Annotated in this window: 18 protein-coding genes; 12 read left to right on the top strand and 6 right to left on the bottom strand. The window is 70.2% G+C overall.

The features are described 5' to 3' along the window. Positions 1–32 precede the first annotated feature (32 nt). The 5 genes from OG295_RS19005 to OG295_RS18985 all read right to left on the bottom strand — a co-directional run bounded on the left by OG295_RS19005 (position 33) and on the right by OG295_RS18985 (position 6,119). The gene (locus OG295_RS19005) at positions 33–1,103 is read right to left on the bottom strand and encodes a PLP-dependent cysteine synthase family protein (RefSeq protein ID WP_371677940.1); all 1,071 of its coding nucleotides are present in this window, start codon (positions 1,101–1,103) and stop codon (positions 33–35) included. A 90-nt stretch (positions 1,104–1,193) separates the two neighbouring features. Next, positions 1,194–1,805: a serine O-acetyltransferase EpsC gene (epsC, locus tag OG295_RS19000; RefSeq protein ID WP_266839925.1), complete on the bottom strand. Its 612-nt coding sequence runs from the start codon at positions 1,803–1,805 to the stop codon at positions 1,194–1,196. After that, entirely contained in the window at positions 1,805–2,371 is a 567-nt protein-coding gene (locus tag OG295_RS18995; RefSeq protein WP_371677939.1) for an NADPH-dependent FMN reductase, read from the bottom strand. The genes epsC and OG295_RS18995 overlap by 1 nt, the downstream gene beginning before the upstream one ends. A gap of 278 nt (positions 2,372–2,649) precedes the next feature. Then, positions 2,650–5,283, bottom strand: a complete 2,634-nt coding sequence (locus tag OG295_RS18990; RefSeq protein ID WP_371677938.1) for a valine--tRNA ligase — start codon at positions 5,281–5,283, stop codon at positions 2,650–2,652. A 641-nt stretch (positions 5,284–5,924) separates the two neighbouring features. Beyond that, positions 5,925–6,119: a hypothetical protein gene (locus OG295_RS18985; RefSeq protein WP_371677937.1), complete on the bottom strand. Its 195-nt coding sequence runs from the start codon at positions 6,117–6,119 to the stop codon at positions 5,925–5,927. 178 nt (positions 6,120–6,297) lie between these two features. Between OG295_RS18985 and OG295_RS18980 the strand changes: the two genes are divergently transcribed. Next, on the top strand, positions 6,298–7,254 hold the full coding sequence (locus OG295_RS18980; RefSeq protein ID WP_371677936.1) for a LuxR C-terminal-related transcriptional regulator: 957 nt from the start codon (positions 6,298–6,300) through the stop codon (positions 7,252–7,254). On the opposite strand, the gene OG295_RS18975 is transcribed toward OG295_RS18980, so the two are convergent. Further along, a complete protein-coding gene (locus OG295_RS18975) occupies positions 7,251–7,661 on the bottom strand; it encodes a hypothetical protein (protein WP_371677935.1) in 411 nt (136 codons plus the stop codon). The two genes, OG295_RS18980 and OG295_RS18975, sit on opposite strands and share 4 nt — an antisense overlap. Before the next feature lie 208 nt (positions 7,662–7,869). Here OG295_RS18975 and OG295_RS18970 point away from each other — a divergent pair, with 208 nt between their 5' ends. The 11 genes from OG295_RS18970 to OG295_RS18920 all read left to right on the top strand — a co-directional run bounded on the left by OG295_RS18970 (position 7,870) and on the right by OG295_RS18920 (position 14,788). Next, positions 7,870–8,154, top strand: a complete 285-nt coding sequence (locus OG295_RS18970; RefSeq protein WP_362235879.1) for a hypothetical protein — start codon at positions 7,870–7,872, stop codon at positions 8,152–8,154. A gap of 219 nt (positions 8,155–8,373) precedes the next feature. Beyond that, positions 8,374–9,132, top strand: a complete 759-nt coding sequence (locus tag OG295_RS18965) for a hypothetical protein (protein ID WP_371677934.1) — start codon at positions 8,374–8,376, stop codon at positions 9,130–9,132. Continuing rightward, entirely contained in the window at positions 9,129–9,950 is an 822-nt protein-coding gene (locus OG295_RS18960; protein WP_371677933.1) for a hypothetical protein, read from the top strand. The genes OG295_RS18965 and OG295_RS18960 overlap by 4 nt, the downstream gene beginning before the upstream one ends. Next, on the top strand, positions 9,947–10,237 hold the full coding sequence (locus tag OG295_RS18955) for a hypothetical protein (RefSeq protein WP_371677932.1): 291 nt from the start codon (positions 9,947–9,949) through the stop codon (positions 10,235–10,237). Before OG295_RS18960 ends, OG295_RS18955 begins: the two co-directional genes overlap by 4 nt. Further along, positions 10,234–10,422, top strand: a complete 189-nt coding sequence (locus OG295_RS18950; RefSeq protein WP_030383592.1) for a hypothetical protein — start codon at positions 10,234–10,236, stop codon at positions 10,420–10,422. The genes OG295_RS18955 and OG295_RS18950 overlap by 4 nt, the downstream gene beginning before the upstream one ends. An 83-nt stretch (positions 10,423–10,505) precedes the next feature. Continuing rightward, a complete protein-coding gene (locus OG295_RS18945; RefSeq protein ID WP_371677931.1) occupies positions 10,506–10,763 on the top strand; it encodes a hypothetical protein in 258 nt (85 codons plus the stop codon). After that, the gene (locus OG295_RS18940) at positions 10,760–11,581 is read left to right on the top strand and encodes a hypothetical protein (RefSeq protein ID WP_371677929.1); all 822 of its coding nucleotides are present in this window, start codon (positions 10,760–10,762) and stop codon (positions 11,579–11,581) included. The genes OG295_RS18945 and OG295_RS18940 overlap by 4 nt, the downstream gene beginning before the upstream one ends. Next, positions 11,578–12,282: a hypothetical protein gene (locus OG295_RS18935; RefSeq protein ID WP_371677928.1), complete on the top strand. Its 705-nt coding sequence runs from the start codon at positions 11,578–11,580 to the stop codon at positions 12,280–12,282. The genes OG295_RS18940 and OG295_RS18935 overlap by 4 nt, the downstream gene beginning before the upstream one ends. A 358-nt stretch (positions 12,283–12,640) precedes the next feature. After that, positions 12,641–13,084 carry a helix-turn-helix domain-containing protein gene (locus OG295_RS18930; protein ID WP_371677927.1) on the top strand — a complete coding sequence of 148 codons (444 nt, stop codon included), beginning with the start codon at positions 12,641–12,643 and terminating at the stop codon, positions 13,082–13,084. Continuing rightward, on the top strand, positions 13,081–14,307 hold the full coding sequence (locus tag OG295_RS18925) for a PBSX family phage terminase large subunit (protein ID WP_371677926.1): 1,227 nt from the start codon (positions 13,081–13,083) through the stop codon (positions 14,305–14,307). Before OG295_RS18930 ends, OG295_RS18925 begins: the two co-directional genes overlap by 4 nt. Before the next feature lie 64 nt (positions 14,308–14,371). Then, complete coding sequence (locus OG295_RS18920) at positions 14,372–14,788, top strand: HNH endonuclease signature motif containing protein (RefSeq protein WP_371677925.1); 417 nt, start codon at positions 14,372–14,374, stop codon at positions 14,786–14,788. The last annotated feature ends 61 nt before the right edge of the window (positions 14,789–14,849 follow it).

Genomic DNA, 14,849 nt, shown 5'->3' with positions numbered 1-14,849 from the left:
GAGGGCGCAGGCCGGCCCCGCGGCGGAGGGGGTCAGGACCGCACGGTCAGCGCGGCGGACTGTCCGGTGGCGGCTTTCCCGGCGGCCTGCTTCCCGGCGACGTGCTGCTCCGCGACCGGCTTGACCACGCCGTCCCGGGAGGCGGCGGCGCCGGCCACCGCCTCGTCCTCCTCCCAGAGGCTGAGGTAGCGCTCGCCGGTGTCGGGCAGCACCGTGACGATCGAGGCGCCGATGTAGTCCGGATGCGCGGCCAGCCGGGCGCAGGCGTGCGCGACGGCGCCGGAGGAGACCCCCACGAAGACGCCCTGCCGGCGGGCGAGCCCACGGGCGGCGGCCATCGCGTCCTCGTCGGAGACGGTCACCACGCTGTCGATCAGGGCGACGTCGGTGGTCGGGGCCACGAAGCCGCCGTTGAGGCCGGGGATCCGGTGCTGGCCGCCGGTGCCCTGGGAGAGCACGGGCGAGTTCTCCGGCTCGACCGCGACGACCCGGATGGTCGGGTCCTGCTCCTTCAGGTACTTCGCGATGCCCGTCAGGGTCCCGCCCGTGCCCACGCCGCAGACCAGCACGTCGACGCGGCCGGCCGTGTCGGCCCAGATCTCCGGGCCGGTGGTCTCGTAGTGCGCCCGCACGTTGTCGGCGTTCTCGTGCTGGCAGGGGAACCAGGACCCGGGGATCGACGCGTGCAGCTCCTCGGCCTTGGCGATCGCGCCGGAGTAGCCCGTGTCGCGCGGGGTCTGCACGACCTCCGCCCCGAGTGCCTTGAGCAGGGCGACCCGCTCGCGGGTGGCGCTGTCGGGCAGCACGATCACGCATCGGTAGCCGCGGGCGGCGCAGAGCGCGGCCAGCGAGATGCCCGTGTTGCCGGAGGTCGCCTCGATGACGGTGCCGTTGCCGGGCGTGATGTCGCCCCGCGCCTCGGCGGCGCGCAGCATGAACAGGGCGGCCCGGTCCTTGCTGGTGGACATCGGGTTGGCGGACTCCAGCTTGGCCAGCACCTCGGTGCCCGGGGCGGTGTCCTCGAAGCGCAGGCGGATCAGCGGGGTCGACCCGATCAGGTCCTCGATGCTGTCGGCGATGCGGCGGTTCTCACTGCTTTCCACGTCTGGGTCCTCACAAGTCGGTTCGTACGGCTGCTGTTCGGGTGGTCGTACGGACGGCCGTACGCCGGCGGGGCCGGAACGCGGACGGGGCTACCAGGAGCCGGCCGAGGCGGTCACGGCGTACAGGTCCTCCATGGGCTCCGGCTCCTTGCCGACCGCCTTGATCACGGCGGTGGCCGCCAGTACCCGGGCTCCCGGGGGCACGTCCTTGTTGACGAGCGCCTGTGCGCCGATGACGGCGTGCTCGCCGATGGTGACGGGACCCAGCACGGTCGCGTTCGTGCCGAGCACGACGTTGCGGCCCACCACCGGATGGCGGCGCTCGCCCTCGGGGCGGGCGTTGTCGCTCCACCACCCGACGGCGCCCAGCGTCACCTGGTGGTAGATGGTCACGTCGTCCCCGACCACCGCGGTCTCGCCGATCACGACGGCCGCGCCGTGGTCGATGAACACGCGCCGGCCGAGCACCGCACCGGGGTGGATCTCCACGGCGGTGCCGCGGCGGGCGTACCAGGCGATGATCCGCGCGGTCATCCGCATCCCGCGCCGGTGCAGCCGGTGCGCGACCCGGTGCGACCACAGGGCGGGCAGTGCCGCGTGCAGCAGCGCCTCGCGGCGGTTGCGCATGGACGGGTCCCGCGCCACCACCACCTCCAGGTCCTCCTTCATGATCCGGAAGAGGCCTATCCGGTCACCGGCCATCAGACGAGCACCTCGGCCGCGTCGACCGCCGCCAGCACCGCGCCGGTCAGGCTCTCCAGCCGCGCCACGAGCTCCGGGTCGGTGTACCGGCCGTCCTCGGTGGCCTGCCCGCCCGCCCCGGCGACGGCGACCGGCTCGTGCTCCACGACCCGCGCACCGCACCGGGTGAGTACGCCGACCAGCCCGGCCTGGGCGTCGAGGGCGCCGCGCGCTCCGGGGGAGGCACTGGCCACGGCCGTCACCTTGCCGGTCAGCGCGCTCGGGCCGTCGATGCCGCGGGACAGCCAGTCCAGCGCGTTCTTCAGCGCGCCCGGCATCTCGCCGTTGTAGGAGGGGGTGCTGATGAACAGCGCGTCGGCGCCGGCGACCAGCTCCTGGGCCCCGCGCACCGCCGCCGAGGCGCCGGACCGCTCCAGCCCGGCCTCGTAGAACGGCAGGTCCGCCACGGCCAGCGACACGCTCTCGTGCTCACCCGGCAGCGCCGCCAGGATGTGACGCACCGTCGCCAGCACGGCGCCGTTCACCGAGTCCTGACGGGTACTGCCCGACATCAAAACGATCTTCACCACGGGAACTCCTTCATCCGGGCCTCGGCCGACAGGCCTCCGACCGGCCCGCGCCCTCCACGCAACGGTGCCAGCCGGCCCCGATGCCGGACTCGAACCCCACTAGGACCCCGGCGGAGAACCGCCCCACCCCCGCTACGCACCCGCCACACGCGGGCGCCGCACCGTGTCCGGCATGCGCTCCCCGACGCCGCACGGCGTCCGCCGGCCGGCTCCGGGCGAACGCGAAGGGGGCCCAGACCACATGGTCTGGGCCCCCTTCGGGCGTGTTCCGGCGCCTACTGCGGCGGCAGCTTGTCCAGCTGGGCCCGGAGCCGGGCGATGTCCGTCCCGGCCTTGGCGAGACGGCCCTTGATCTTGTCCACGACGTTGTCGGGGGCCTTGGCGATGAATGCCTCGTTCCCGAGCTTGGCCTCGGCCTGCTGCTTCTCCTTCTCGGCGGCGGCCAGGTCCTTGCTCAGCCGCTTGCGTTCGGCCGCCACGTCGATGGTGCCCGACAGGTCGAGCGAGACCGTGGCTCCGGCGACCGGCAGGGAGGCGGTGGCGGCGAAGCCCTCGCCCTCCGGCTGGAGGCGCAGCACCTGGCGGATGGCCGCCTCGTGCGGAGCCAGCGCCGTGCCGTCGAGCTCCAGGCGGGCCGGGACCTTCTGGCCCGGCTGCAGGCCCTGGTCCGAGCGGAACCGGCGGACCTCCGTGACCACCTGCTGGACCAGCTCGATCTCCTGCTCCGCGGCCTCGTCGCGGAACCCGGAGTCCTTCGGCCAGTCGGCGATGACGACCGACTCGCCGCCCGTGAGCGTGGTCCACAGGGTGTCCGTGACGAACGGGACGATCGGGTGGAGCAGCCGCAGGGTGACGTCGAGGACTTCGCCCAGGACGCGCGCGGAGACCTTGGCCTGGTCGCCCTCCTCGAAGAACGTCGTCTTCGACAGCTCGACGTACCAGTCGAAGACCTCGTCCCACGCGAAGTGGTAGAGGGCGTCCGCGAGCTTGGCGAACTGGTAGTCCTCGTAGTACGCGTCCGCCTCGGCGACGACCTTGTTCAGCCGCGACAGGATCCAGCGGTCGGTCGCCGACAGCTGCTCGGCGGGCGGAAGCTCACCTTCGACCGTGGCGCCGTTCATGAGCGCGAAGCGGGTGGCGTTCCAGATCTTGTTGGCGAAGTTGCGGGACGCCTGGACCCAGTCCTCGCCGATCGGGACGTCGACGCCCGGATTGGCGCCCTTGGCCAGGGTGAAGCGCAGGGCGTCGGAGCCGTACTTGTCCATCCAGTCCAGCGGGTCGACCGTGTTCCCGAACGACTTCGACATCTTCTTGCCGAACTCGTCGCGGACCATGCCGTGGAAGGCGATCGTGCGGAACGGCGGCCGGCCGTCCATCGCGTACAGACCGAACATCATCATCCGGGCGACCCAGAAGAACATCAGGTCATAGCCCGTGACCAGGACGGAGTTCGGGTAGAACTTCTCCAGGTCCGGCGTCCGCTCGGGCCAGCCGAGCGTGGAGAACGGCCACAGCCCGGACGAGAACCACGTGTCGAGGACGTCGGTGTCCTGCGTCCAGCCCTCACCGGCCGGCGGCTCCTCGTCGGGGCCGACGCAGACCAGTTCGCCGTTCGGGCCGTGCCAGACCGGGATGCGGTGACCCCACCAGAGCTGGCGCGAGATGCACCAGTCGTTGAGGTTGTCGACCCAGTCGAAGTAGCGCTGCGACATGTCGGCGGGGTGGATGTCGACCCGGCCGTCGCGGACCGCGTCACCGGCGGCCTTGGCGAGGGTCTCGACCTTGACCCACCACTGCAGCGACAGGCGCGGTTCCAGCGTCGTCTTGCAGCGCGAGCAGTGGCCGACGGAGTGGACGTAGGGGCGCTTCTCGGCGACGATCCGGCCCTCGGCCCGCAGGGCGGCGACGATCGCGGAGCGGGCCTCGAAGCGGTCCAGGCCGAGGAACGGGCCGTGGACGGTGATGATGCCGCGCTCGTCGAGGACCTCGATGGATTCGAGGTCGTGGCGCTGGCCGATGGCGAAGTCGTTCGGGTCGTGCGCCGGGGTCACCTTGACGGCGCCGGTGCCGAACTCCGGGTCGACGTGCGTGTCGGCGACGACCGGAATGGTCCGGTCGGTCAGCGGCAGCCTGATCTGCTTCCCGATCAGACGGGCATAACGCTCGTCGTCGGGGTGGACGGCGACGGCGGTGTCGCCGAGCATCGTCTCCGCGCGAGTGGTGGCGACGACGATGGTGTCCTCGCCCTCGCCGTACTTCATGGAGACGAGCTCGCCGTCGTCGTCCTGGTAGTCGACCTCGATGTCGGAGATGGCCGTCAGACAGCGGGGGCACCAGTTGATGATGCGCTCGGCGCGGTAGATCAGGTCGTCATCGAACATCTTCTTGAAGACGGTCTGGACGGCCCGGGACAGGCCTTCGTCCATGGTGAAGCGGTCCCGGCTCCACGCCAGCCCCTCGCCGAGGCGCCGCATCTGGCCGGCGATCTGCCCACCGGACTCGGCCTTCCACTCCCACACGCGCTCGACGAAGGCTTCGCGGCCCAGGTCGTGGCGGGACTTGCCCTCCTTGGCGAGCTCGCGCTCGACGACGTTCTGCGTGGCGATACCGGCGTGGTCCATGCCGGGCTGCCACAGCGTCTCGTACCCCTGCATGCGCTTGCGGCGGGTGAGGGCGTCGATCAGCGTGTGCTCGAAGGCGTGGCCCAGGTGAAGTGAGCCGGTGACGTTCGGCGGCGGGATGACGATCGTGTACGCCGGCTTCTCGCTCTTCGCGTCAGCCTCGAAGTACCCGCGCTCTACCCAACGCTCGTACAACGCCCCCTCTACCTCGGCCGGCGCGTACTGGGTCGGCAGCTCGTGGGTAGGCGTCGGCCCGCTGTTGGGGCTCTGAGGAGTGTTGTCGGTCACGACGGCCATTCTCGCAGGACGGAGCGGCCATGCCTCTGCGCCATCAGTCCTGGCCGCCGCATGCCCGTACAGCTGAAGGGCATGAAAAAGCCCCAGGTCACGGCGAGTGAGTCCTGGGGCTGATCCGAGCCGCCTTCGGGATTCGAACCCGAGACCTACGCATTACGAGCTCAAGATCGTTCATGGTGGGGGGTGCTAGTCGGTACCGGCGAGTGACAGAACGTGCAGGTCAGATGGCCTCACTGCACGTTCGAGTGTCAGCCGGTGCCGACCGCTCCGAAGCAGTCCGGCATCACGTCGGCATCACCCAGGCGAGCCCAACAGCTCACAGAAGGGGCCGCACGGCATGTGCCGTGCGGCCCTCTTGTCATGCGGCCCGGGGGGCGTCGCCCCCACCCGTTGGGCCGCCCCCGCAGGGCTGCTCATCTAGATCGTTCAGCACCTGTTCGAGCGCAACGGCGCCCGCCGGCGTGATGTGTCGGCCGTCGATAGCGATGTACGTCGTGCCTTTTGTCGCGGTGGCGACGGCCCATACACCGGTATCGAGCGGCGTCCGGATTACAGAGATCATTACCGCCCCCCGCGGTCGCGTCCCTCGTGGGGACGCTCCCCTTTCGTCGATCTGTCTGTGCTGTCCGTTCCTAGTTCCAAGAGCTGTCGCCGAGGGGCGACACCGTCGACTCAACGGGCGCGGGCTCGGCCGGCGGGGGCGGAGCGAAGTTCCACGAGCTGTCCGCCTGTACGGAGCGCGGGGCGTCAGCGTCGGCGAGCGCGAGCCCGCCCGCCAGGCCGCCGACGGCGAGCGCCGCGGCGAGGCCGAGGCGAATCCCCTTCATGATCATTTGTTGGGTTCCCCTCCCAGATGTTGGATATGCCACCTAGATACACCGGCGACATAGATTCCACTGCGGATATAGCCTGACCGCTTCCGGGGGGATCGAACAGACTTTCCCCAGGTCAGACATAGGAAGTTCCAAGATCCGAACCGCGGGGGGTCGCGTGCCGTCGTCGACGTTGTCTGAGACCGAGCTGTGCGTCTACGGCCTGATCGCCGAGGGCGAGCCGATCAGGGAACGTGACGCCGCCACCGCCGAGCGCCTCGCCGCCGCCGGCCTGATCCTCCGCGATGCGTTCCAGCCGAGCGGGTACGCCGCCGTTGACCTCGACGAGATAGAGGGCCGGTTGCGCAAGTCGGTGCAGCAGCAGCTCGAAGGAGCGGCGCGGCAGCTCGCCGAGATTCCGGGGTTCGTGTCTCAGCTTCGCTCGTGCCGAACGGATCGCCCCCGTGGGGCGGGGATGTCGTCGCTATGGATCGAGGGGAAGGAAGCGGTAAACGCCGCGATCGCCTCCGCCGTCGACGGTGCACGGCACGAGCTGCTCACCGCACAACCCGGCCCCCGCCCTCGAAAGGTCATCGACCTGTCGACGGACCGCGACCGCTCGGCAGTCGAACGGGGCTGCGCCATGCGCACCCTCTACAGCACGAGCACTCGGTCGAACCCTGGGGCGATCGACCGAGTGAACCTCTTGACCGCCCTTGGCGCTCAGTTCCGCACGCTCACAAAGCCGTTCATGCGTTTGGTGCTCGTCGACCGTCAGTACGCGATCATCGAGGACCACGCCGACGGCCGGCCTAGCTTCGATGGCGCGTACTTGGTCCGCGACCGAGCGGCGTGCGGGTACTTCGCCGCCGCCTTTGACGTCGACTGGCAGATCGGCCTCGACTGGCACAGCGCCGAGCCCACACAGCAGCCCACGATCACCACGCCCCTACAGCGCACGATCTTGCGGGCGCTGTGCGCGGGGAAGGATCAGCAGCAGATCGCAAAGACGCTGGGCTACAGCGCCAAGACGATCAATCTTGCGCTGAGTGATCTTCGGACCAAGCTGGAACTTGGCACGGTGTATCAGCTCGTTGCGTGGTGGATGAGCCCCGACGCCGCCGCCGAGCGGGCGAACGAGCAGGACTAGCTCGTCGCGCCCCCTTCGAGCTTGCGCAGCAGCTCGCGCACGAGGGGCATGTCGTCTGCCGAAAGCCCGGGCGCATGGGCGACGCTGCGGGTTGCCTCGCCGTTCTGCTCGCCGAACGGATCACCGGCTGTGAGCCCGATGTACTGGGCAGCGGCGGCGATCTGCACCTCGCGTACCGGCCGCTCGGCCGCCGCGGCGACGGCCCGCACGAGGGCCGGCGACAGCTTGACGGGCTCGTTGTTGGCGATCTTCCAAAGCAGCGTGTGCGCGGGCTGGTAGCCCGTCACCGGATCGCGCGCCAGGTCCGAGAGCGGTCGGTAACCCACCTTGCGCGCCGCCTTGGCCTCGCGGACCACGGCACCGAAAGGCGTCCCGAGCTCCCATGCGGGTTCGTCTGTCTTGGCCACTCTCCACACCCCCGTTCCTGTAATCGAATGTGAACACCTGCGGCCATCTAATCAGCCAGCACGGGAGGACGACAGCCCCCCAATCCCGTTGACGTGCAATTTTGGCCGGCCTAGGGTCGTAAGTGTTCATGAACGTGAACACCCTACCTGCCGGTTTTGCCGTGCCGTTACCAGGGGTGTTCACGTCTGTTGACACAGGGGGTTAGACATGAGTGCAGTTGAGTACCTGGGGCCGCCGCCCGCACAGCGAAACACCAAGCACGCTCGCATCGCCCGAGAACTGCGGGATCGCCCGCAAGTGTGGGGAGTTGTGCGACGCCCGGCCAGCCTGGACAGTGCGGCATCGGCCGCCCGCGCGATCCGTGACGCCCGGTTGCCCGCCTATGCGCCAGCAGGCAGCTTCGAGGCGGTCGCCCGCAGTGTGACCGAAGGCAGTGTGACCGAATATCGCGTCTACGCCCGGTACATCGGCGCCGCTCAATCCGCGGCGTGATCTGCGATTTCTGGGACGGCGCCGCCGGCGCCTACTGCCACGCGATCGGTACCCGCCGCTACATCGTCGGCACCCGGTGCCCCGCCCACACGCCCGCCGCGCTCGCCGGCCGGCCCGAGCCGCCCGGCTCACCGATTCCCATAGGGAGAACGTCCGTTGAGCCTCGCCGCGACGGATTGGGTCTGGTCCCAATCCGACAGCCGAGGCGCCGCTCGTCTGGTGCTGCTCGCGATCGCTGATCGGGCCGACGCCGACGGCGTCGCCTACGCCGGTACCGCCTCGCTCATCCGCCGCACCCGCGCCGCCCGTTCCACCGTCCGCGACGCCGTCGACACCCTGCTCGTCTCGGGCGAGCTCGCCGTCGTCGAGGGCAGGCTCGGCCCCGGTGGCGAGACCGTTTACCGTCTCCCCCTGCTCGACGTGAGGGGGGCCGGTGAGCGGCCCGGGCCGGTTACCGACCCGGGCCGGACATCGGCCGCCGGGGGGCCGGTAGGCGGCCCCGGGGAGGGCCGACCATCGGCCCCGGGGGGACCGACTACCGGCCCGGGGGAGGGCCGACGATCGGCCCCCGGGGGGCCGGCTACCGGCCCCCAGAACAAAAGAAGCTCTCTACAAGACGAACAGCAGCAGCCGCGCGCGACGAACACCGCGGCTGCGCTGATTCCCGAACTACGTCCGCTCGACGCCGCTCTCGTCGCCGCCTCGATCACTGTCCGGTGGTCCCTCGGCCTCGGCGAGCAGCGCGACGTCTACCGGCTCGTACAGGCGCACGGCGTCGAGGCCCTGGTCGACCTCGCCGCCCGCCGCACCAACCCGGGCGAGGCACCGAAGAGTGCCCGCTACTGGCTCAAGGTCTGGAGCGACCTCGACCGACCGACGCCGAGCGCGCCGCCTCGGGCGCCCGCCTCGACCGCGAGCTACGCCGACAACCTCGCCGCCGGCCTCGCCCTGCTCGCCCAAAAGGAGAGCTACACATGACGCCCGAACAGATCGCCGCCCTGCTCGCCTACGCCGGAACCCTCGACAGCCGCGTGCGCCGCGCCCTCGCCGACCCGCAGCAGTCCGCCCGCACCATCTCAGAGTGGACCGCCGCCGTCGCCGACGTCCCCGCCACCATGCCCGAAACCGGATGGGACGCCGCCCGCGCTACACAGCGGTACTACGAGCAGCAGGGCGGGAACCGCAGTTCGCAGTACCGGCCGATCGAACCGCACGACCTGCTCGCCGCATGGGGGCCGCACCGAGCAGAACTCATGACCCGGCACACCGACCCCGTGCCTGCCGCCGACCCGGACAACCCGCAGGCATGGCGCGCGGAACTGCTCGGCACCCGCGCCGCGGTCGCCCGCGGCCATTCCGCACCCGCGCAGTACCGAGCCGAGATCAACCACGCTGGGCAGAAACGTCTCGCCGCCCTCATGTCCGGAGTCGGTACCGGCCCGCGCCGGTACATGCCGGCGCACGTGGCTACCGAGCTGCGGCAGTTCCGGCCGGCCCGCGCGCACCGCGAGCAGCTCGTCGCCGAGGGTCTTCCCGACCCGCTCGGCATCCGCTGCCCGTACTGCCTCGCCGCCGTCGACGAGCAGTGCCGATCGAGCTTCCGCAACCGCGGAAAGGGCCGGCGCCCGCTCACTGGTGTGCACCCGTCGCGCGTCGAGGCACTGCTCGCTCACCTCAGCAACGGCGAGCAGGCCGACGACGAGCAGGTACGCCTCGCTCGGATCATGTGCCAACCGCCCGCACCACGCCGAGACACCCGCGCTCGGCACACCAGCGGCGGGGGCGAGGCCCGATGATCCCCGCCGCCGCGCGCGCCGTGATCGCCGCCCACCTGACCGACGAGCTCGACGTGCACCCGCACCTCGCCTCACTCATCGTCGCCAGCCTGACCGACCGTCTCGCCCGTGATGGCTGGCACGTCACCGACGACGTACGTCTGCGGCACTCCGGTGTTCACCAACACCATGAACACCAAGGCCCCGCGCGACCGGTCGCGCCTCGCGCGCGGGAAACCCGCGGCGCTCGGCGCGCCCTCGACCGACTGCTGCGCCGTGCCCGAGCAGACCGAGAGACAACCCCATGAGCGCCGCCCTGCTCGCCCTCGCCGTGACGCTCGCGCTCGCCCTCGGCGCCACCCTCGCGTACGCGGTCCGGATCGACGACCGCCTCGACCGCGAGCTGCGCCGCCTCGGTCGCCGACCGTGCCCGACCACCTGCACCACCTGCTCGACGACTCGCCGAGCCGAGAACGGAGAGACAACACCATGAACGCGAACACCCCTACCCGCACTCGGTCTCGGCGTGGCCGGAGCGACGCCCGCGAGGCGGTCCGCGAGGAGCGGCGCGCAGCGATGCGAGTGCTGCTCGCTCGCGCCGACGGCGGCGTGCTCGGTCCCGAGGACACGGTGAAGCTGCGGCAGCTCGTCGAGGCCGAGATCGCCGACGGTGACGCCTTCCGGCGCGCGGCCGGCGGGCAGCAGGCCGCGGCGCTGCGACTGACGCACCGCGTCGCCGCCGCCGAGCAGGCCATCGTCGAGGCCGAGGCCGCGCGTGACCTGTACGCCGCCGAGGCCGAGGCCCTGCGCACGGGCAAGGCGGTGCGCGCATGAGTTACGCACAGGCTGTGCACGAGACCGTGCGCGCACTGCGGACGATCCGGGGCCGGTGGGCCGACCTGCTGCTCGCGATCGAGACGCCGCCGGCGGATCACTGGCCACCGAGGCAGCTCGCACACACCATGCGCGAGGGCGACGACGAGCAGCTCGTCGTCGAGGACCGGGCGCCGCTCGTGCTGCGCGAGCACCCCGCCCCGCTCAACCTCGGCGCGCTCGACACGGCGCGCGCGGTCGAGCGGCTCGTGTTCGACCTCGCCGACACCCTCGCCGCCGTCGTACAGCACACCGAGCAGGACGACCCCCGAGCGTGGCTGTCCCCCGACCCGAGCGCACCCGACAGCCGGCGCGCGGCCGGATCGCGGGCCCACGGGCTGCACTGGGCGTGCGTGTGGATCGAGGGGCGCGTGCAGGATGAGGACACCGAGCCCGAGCACGAGCTCGACGGCACCCTCGCCCCGCCCCCGTACGAGGTGCTGCCGCTGCACCTCCTGCACGAAGCAAGGCGTACCGCGCGGATCGCCGAGGCCCGGGTGCTGCGCGCCCTCGGCCTCGACCAACGCGAGACCCCGCTGCCCGAGCCGTGCCCGTGGTGCGTCGGCGAGCTCACCCTGCACACCAGCCCCGACACCCCACCGACGATCACCTGCGGGACCGGGCCTAGCTGCACCGCACCCGTGCCACTTAACGAGCGCGGACTGCGGCTGTGGGGGTGGGCTGCTCTACCCGACCTCGCCGCAGCCCTTAGCGAGAACACTCGATTGGCTCAGCTGTCCACGCCCAAATGCCGGCCAACCATTAACGTAGGCACATGAGGCTCCTCGTTTCGTGCAACATCGGCGACGCAAGCCCAGCCGACATTCAAAGCATCTTCAAGGAACTCGGATGGTTGGTCGAGGACCCCAACTACGCCGCGACGATGCTGGAAGATTTGACCAGACAATTGCCCCCGGATGCGCAAGCGCAAGTCAATAGCGGTCAGCCTTTCGTGTTTAAGCCCGGCACAGTTCCTCCGTGGGGAATCGCATCAACAGAGATGTCGAGAAATCTCCGAATGCGCCTTTTGGGGAAGTCTATTGACAGGCTGCAAGAGGAAGCCGATGACATGGTTCGGAAATTTGCAGCGGAGTTCCTCAAGCAGAGAAGCAGCGAGTGTGTATTCGAACGCGCACTGACAATCCGAACCCGCGAGAGCGAAGAGGAGTTGGTGGCGGGGATTATCGAAAACGTCAGCAATGTTTCACCCTGGGGATATTTCCGTGAGCGCGGCGGCGTCGAAAAATCGGCGTTGATTGCGACGTTCACAGGATGGCTTATCTTCCTGGGGTTTTCACTCGGAATCTACGCCACCCAAGACAACGAAGTCGGCGAGGAACATTACTGGCGACAGTATGCCGATCGAGCGAGCACGGCGTTTGGAATCGCCTTCATTACCATTCTGGTCAACATGGCTTACCGCTATAAGACCTGGAAAGGTGCAAGGTACCGTATTCAGTGGGGCAAGCGGCCCGAGTGACGCGGCGGGGCTGAGGCTGCACCAGCGTCACCGCTGCGGCTGGACCGCCAGCAATCCGACGTCCATCGGCGAGGCACCGTTCGAGCTCGACGACCCGGGGCAGAGCAAGGCGCGCTCTTCGGGGGGGTGGCCGCCTCAGGGACTCCACCGCCGGACGGCTATGCCGGCGAGAGCAACCCCTGCCGGAGGCGCGCGCAGCGTCTCCCGCCGCAACGCCCGAATGAGCTTGCGTCGTTATCGTCCCGTGACCTAATGTGGGTGGCGCCTCCGGCGTGCCCAGAAACAACCCGTGATGTCACGCCCCGCCCCCTCCCCCTGGTGGCGGGGCGTTCGCGTTCCCCGGTCGGGAGGTGATCCCGTGGCCGACCCGATCACGGACGCCGACCGCGAGGCGGTCCGCCGCCTGCACGCCGAGGGGAGGTCCCGTAACGCGATCGCTCGGGACCTCGGGCGGGGCGCCGCCACCGTTTCAAAGATCGCCGCCGCCGAGGGGCTCACCTTCTCCGGCGGGGCGCGGGTCGCTGCTGCCACAGATGCCCGACGAGCCGACGGTGCGGTGCGGCGCGAACAGCTCGCCGACGACGCGCTCGACGGCGCCCTCGCGCAAGTTGAACGGGTCGGCGCCGCCGACTCTGCCCGCGACGCTCGCGACTACGCGACCGCGGCGCGGGCGCTTACCGAGGTTCACGCCAAGGTCGCCGAGCTCGCCCGCACGAATAAGACCAGCAGCGCCGGCGGGATGCTCGACCGCCTCGCCGACGCACTGCTCGGCACGCAGGACGGTGCACCGGACGGGGGGTGATCCCCTCGGCTGATCACCTCTCCGACAAGCAACTGCGCTCGATCCGCGAGGCGACCGCCCGTATCAACCTGTGGCACGGCAGCGTACGAAGCGGCAAGACGATCTCGTCGCTGCTGCGCTTCCTGCTCGCCGTCCGGCGGGCGCCCGCCGCGGGCCTGATCCTGATTGTGGGCCGCTCGCTCGCCACGATCGAGCGGAACGTGATCGAGCCGCTGCAAGACCCCGAGTTGTTCTCGGATACCGCGGCCGAGGTCCACCACACCCGGGGCGCGACAACCGCCGTAATCCTCGGCCGAGTCGTGCACCTGATCGGCGCGAGTGACTCTCGCTCCGAGGGCCGGCTGCGAGGTCTGACCGCCTCCATCGCTTACGCGGATGAGGTCACGCTGCTGCCGGAAGCGTTCTTCACGCAGCTACTCGCCCGCCTGTCGGTGCCCGGCGCAATCCTGATCGGGACGACCAACCCGGACGGCCCGCGGCACTGGCTCAAAGCGAAGTACCTCGACCGGCAGCACGAGCTCGACCTCGCATCGTGGCACTTCAAGCTCGCCGACAATCCGGCACTGTCGCCCGCCTACGTCAAGGCCCTGTCCGCCGAGTACACCGGCCTATGGCGGCGCCGGATGATCCTCGGCGAGTGGGTTGTCGCCGAGGGCGCGATCTTCGACATGTACGACGAGCAGCAGCACGTCGTCGACGAGCTGCCCGAGATGCGCCGCTACTGGGCAGGGGTGGACTACGGCACGAGCAACCCTTTCGTGGCGATCTTGCTCGGCCTCGGCGTCGACGGCCGGCTGTACGCGGTGAGCGAGTGGAGACACGACGCTCGCGCCGTACACCGGCAGATGACCGACGCGCAGTACAGCCGCGCCGTCCGCGAGTGGATCGCCGAGCAGGACGTGCGGCCCGAGTGGACGTTCATCGACCCGAGCGCGACGAGCTTCTCGACTCAGCTTTGGGCCGACGGATACCCGAACGTGGCCCGCGCCAACAACGCCGTGTTGGACGGCATCCGCAGCGTGGCGAATGCGCTCGACGCCGGCCGGCTACTGATCCATCGCTCGTGCGAGGGGCTGCTCGCCGAGTTCTCCACGTACGTATGGGACGACGCCGCCGCGGCCCGCGGTGAAGACCGCCCCGTCAAGCAAGACGATCACTCGCTCGACGCGCTGCGATACGTGGTGCACAGCACCGTGCACGAGTGGCGCGGCCTGCTCGTCTGACCCCTCCCCCGTTCCTGCCCGGTGCGCTGCGCCGCGGACCCGAGCACGTCGAGGGGGTGATCGAGTGCCCCGTTCACTGACCGACCGGTTCCTCGACAAGGTCACCGCTGGGCCCCTCGGCTGCTGGGACTGGACAGCCCACATCAAGCCCAACGGCTACGGGCAGATCAAGGTCGCCGGACGCCCGCAGTACGCGCACCGCGTCGCCTACGAGCTCGTACGGGGCCCAATTCCCCGCCGGCTCGTGATCGACCACCTGTGCCGCCGCCGACACTGTGCAAACCCCGACCACCTCGAAGTGGTCACCACCCGGACCAACATCCGGCGCGGAATCAGTCCGGCCGCCCGCCGCGCACGCCAAACGCACTGCGCCCGCGGACACCGATTCGACCAAGCGAACACGTACCGCGCCCCGAACGGCACCCGGCACTGCCGAGCCTGCGCAGCGACCAGGACCCGACGAATGAGACTGACCAAGTAGCTGTGCAGTTAGGCGCGTCCGGTGACTCCGTGCGCGGGCGGGCCTGACCGCGCACGGAGCC

Source organism: Streptomyces sp. NBC_01276, from assembly GCF_041435355.1.
GTDB lineage: Bacteria > Actinomycetota > Actinomycetes > Streptomycetales > Streptomycetaceae > Streptomyces.
The sequence above is the reverse complement of the archived record's forward strand: the minus strand, read 5'-3'. Positions and strand labels throughout refer to the sequence as shown.

Bases quoted from the DNA above. Each gene is read 5' to 3' on its own strand.
- OG295_RS18950 (WP_030383592.1), top strand. From the start codon at position 10,234: ATGAGCGCCGCCCTGCTCGCCCTCGCCGTGACGCTCGCGCTCGCCCTC.
- OG295_RS18970 (WP_362235879.1), top strand. From the start codon at position 7,870: ATGAGTGCAGTTGAGTACCTGGGGCCGCCGCCCGCACAGCGAAACACC.
- OG295_RS18940 (WP_371677929.1), top strand. From the start codon at position 10,760: ATGAGTTACGCACAGGCTGTGCACGAGACCGTGCGCGCACTGCGGACG.
- OG295_RS18985 (WP_371677937.1), bottom strand. From the start codon at position 6,119: ATGAAGGGGATTCGCCTCGGCCTCGCCGCGGCGCTCGCCGTCGGCGGC.
- epsC (WP_266839925.1), bottom strand. From the start codon at position 1,805: ATGGCCGGTGACCGGATAGGCCTCTTCCGGATCATGAAGGAGGACCTG.
- OG295_RS18960 (WP_371677933.1), top strand. From the start codon at position 9,129: ATGACGCCCGAACAGATCGCCGCCCTGCTCGCCTACGCCGGAACCCTC.
- OG295_RS18955 (WP_371677932.1), top strand. From the start codon at position 9,947: ATGATCCCCGCCGCCGCGCGCGCCGTGATCGCCGCCCACCTGACCGAC.
- OG295_RS18945 (WP_371677931.1), top strand. From the start codon at position 10,506: ATGCGAGTGCTGCTCGCTCGCGCCGACGGCGGCGTGCTCGGTCCCGAG.
- OG295_RS18935 (WP_371677928.1), top strand. From the start codon at position 11,578: ATGAGGCTCCTCGTTTCGTGCAACATCGGCGACGCAAGCCCAGCCGAC.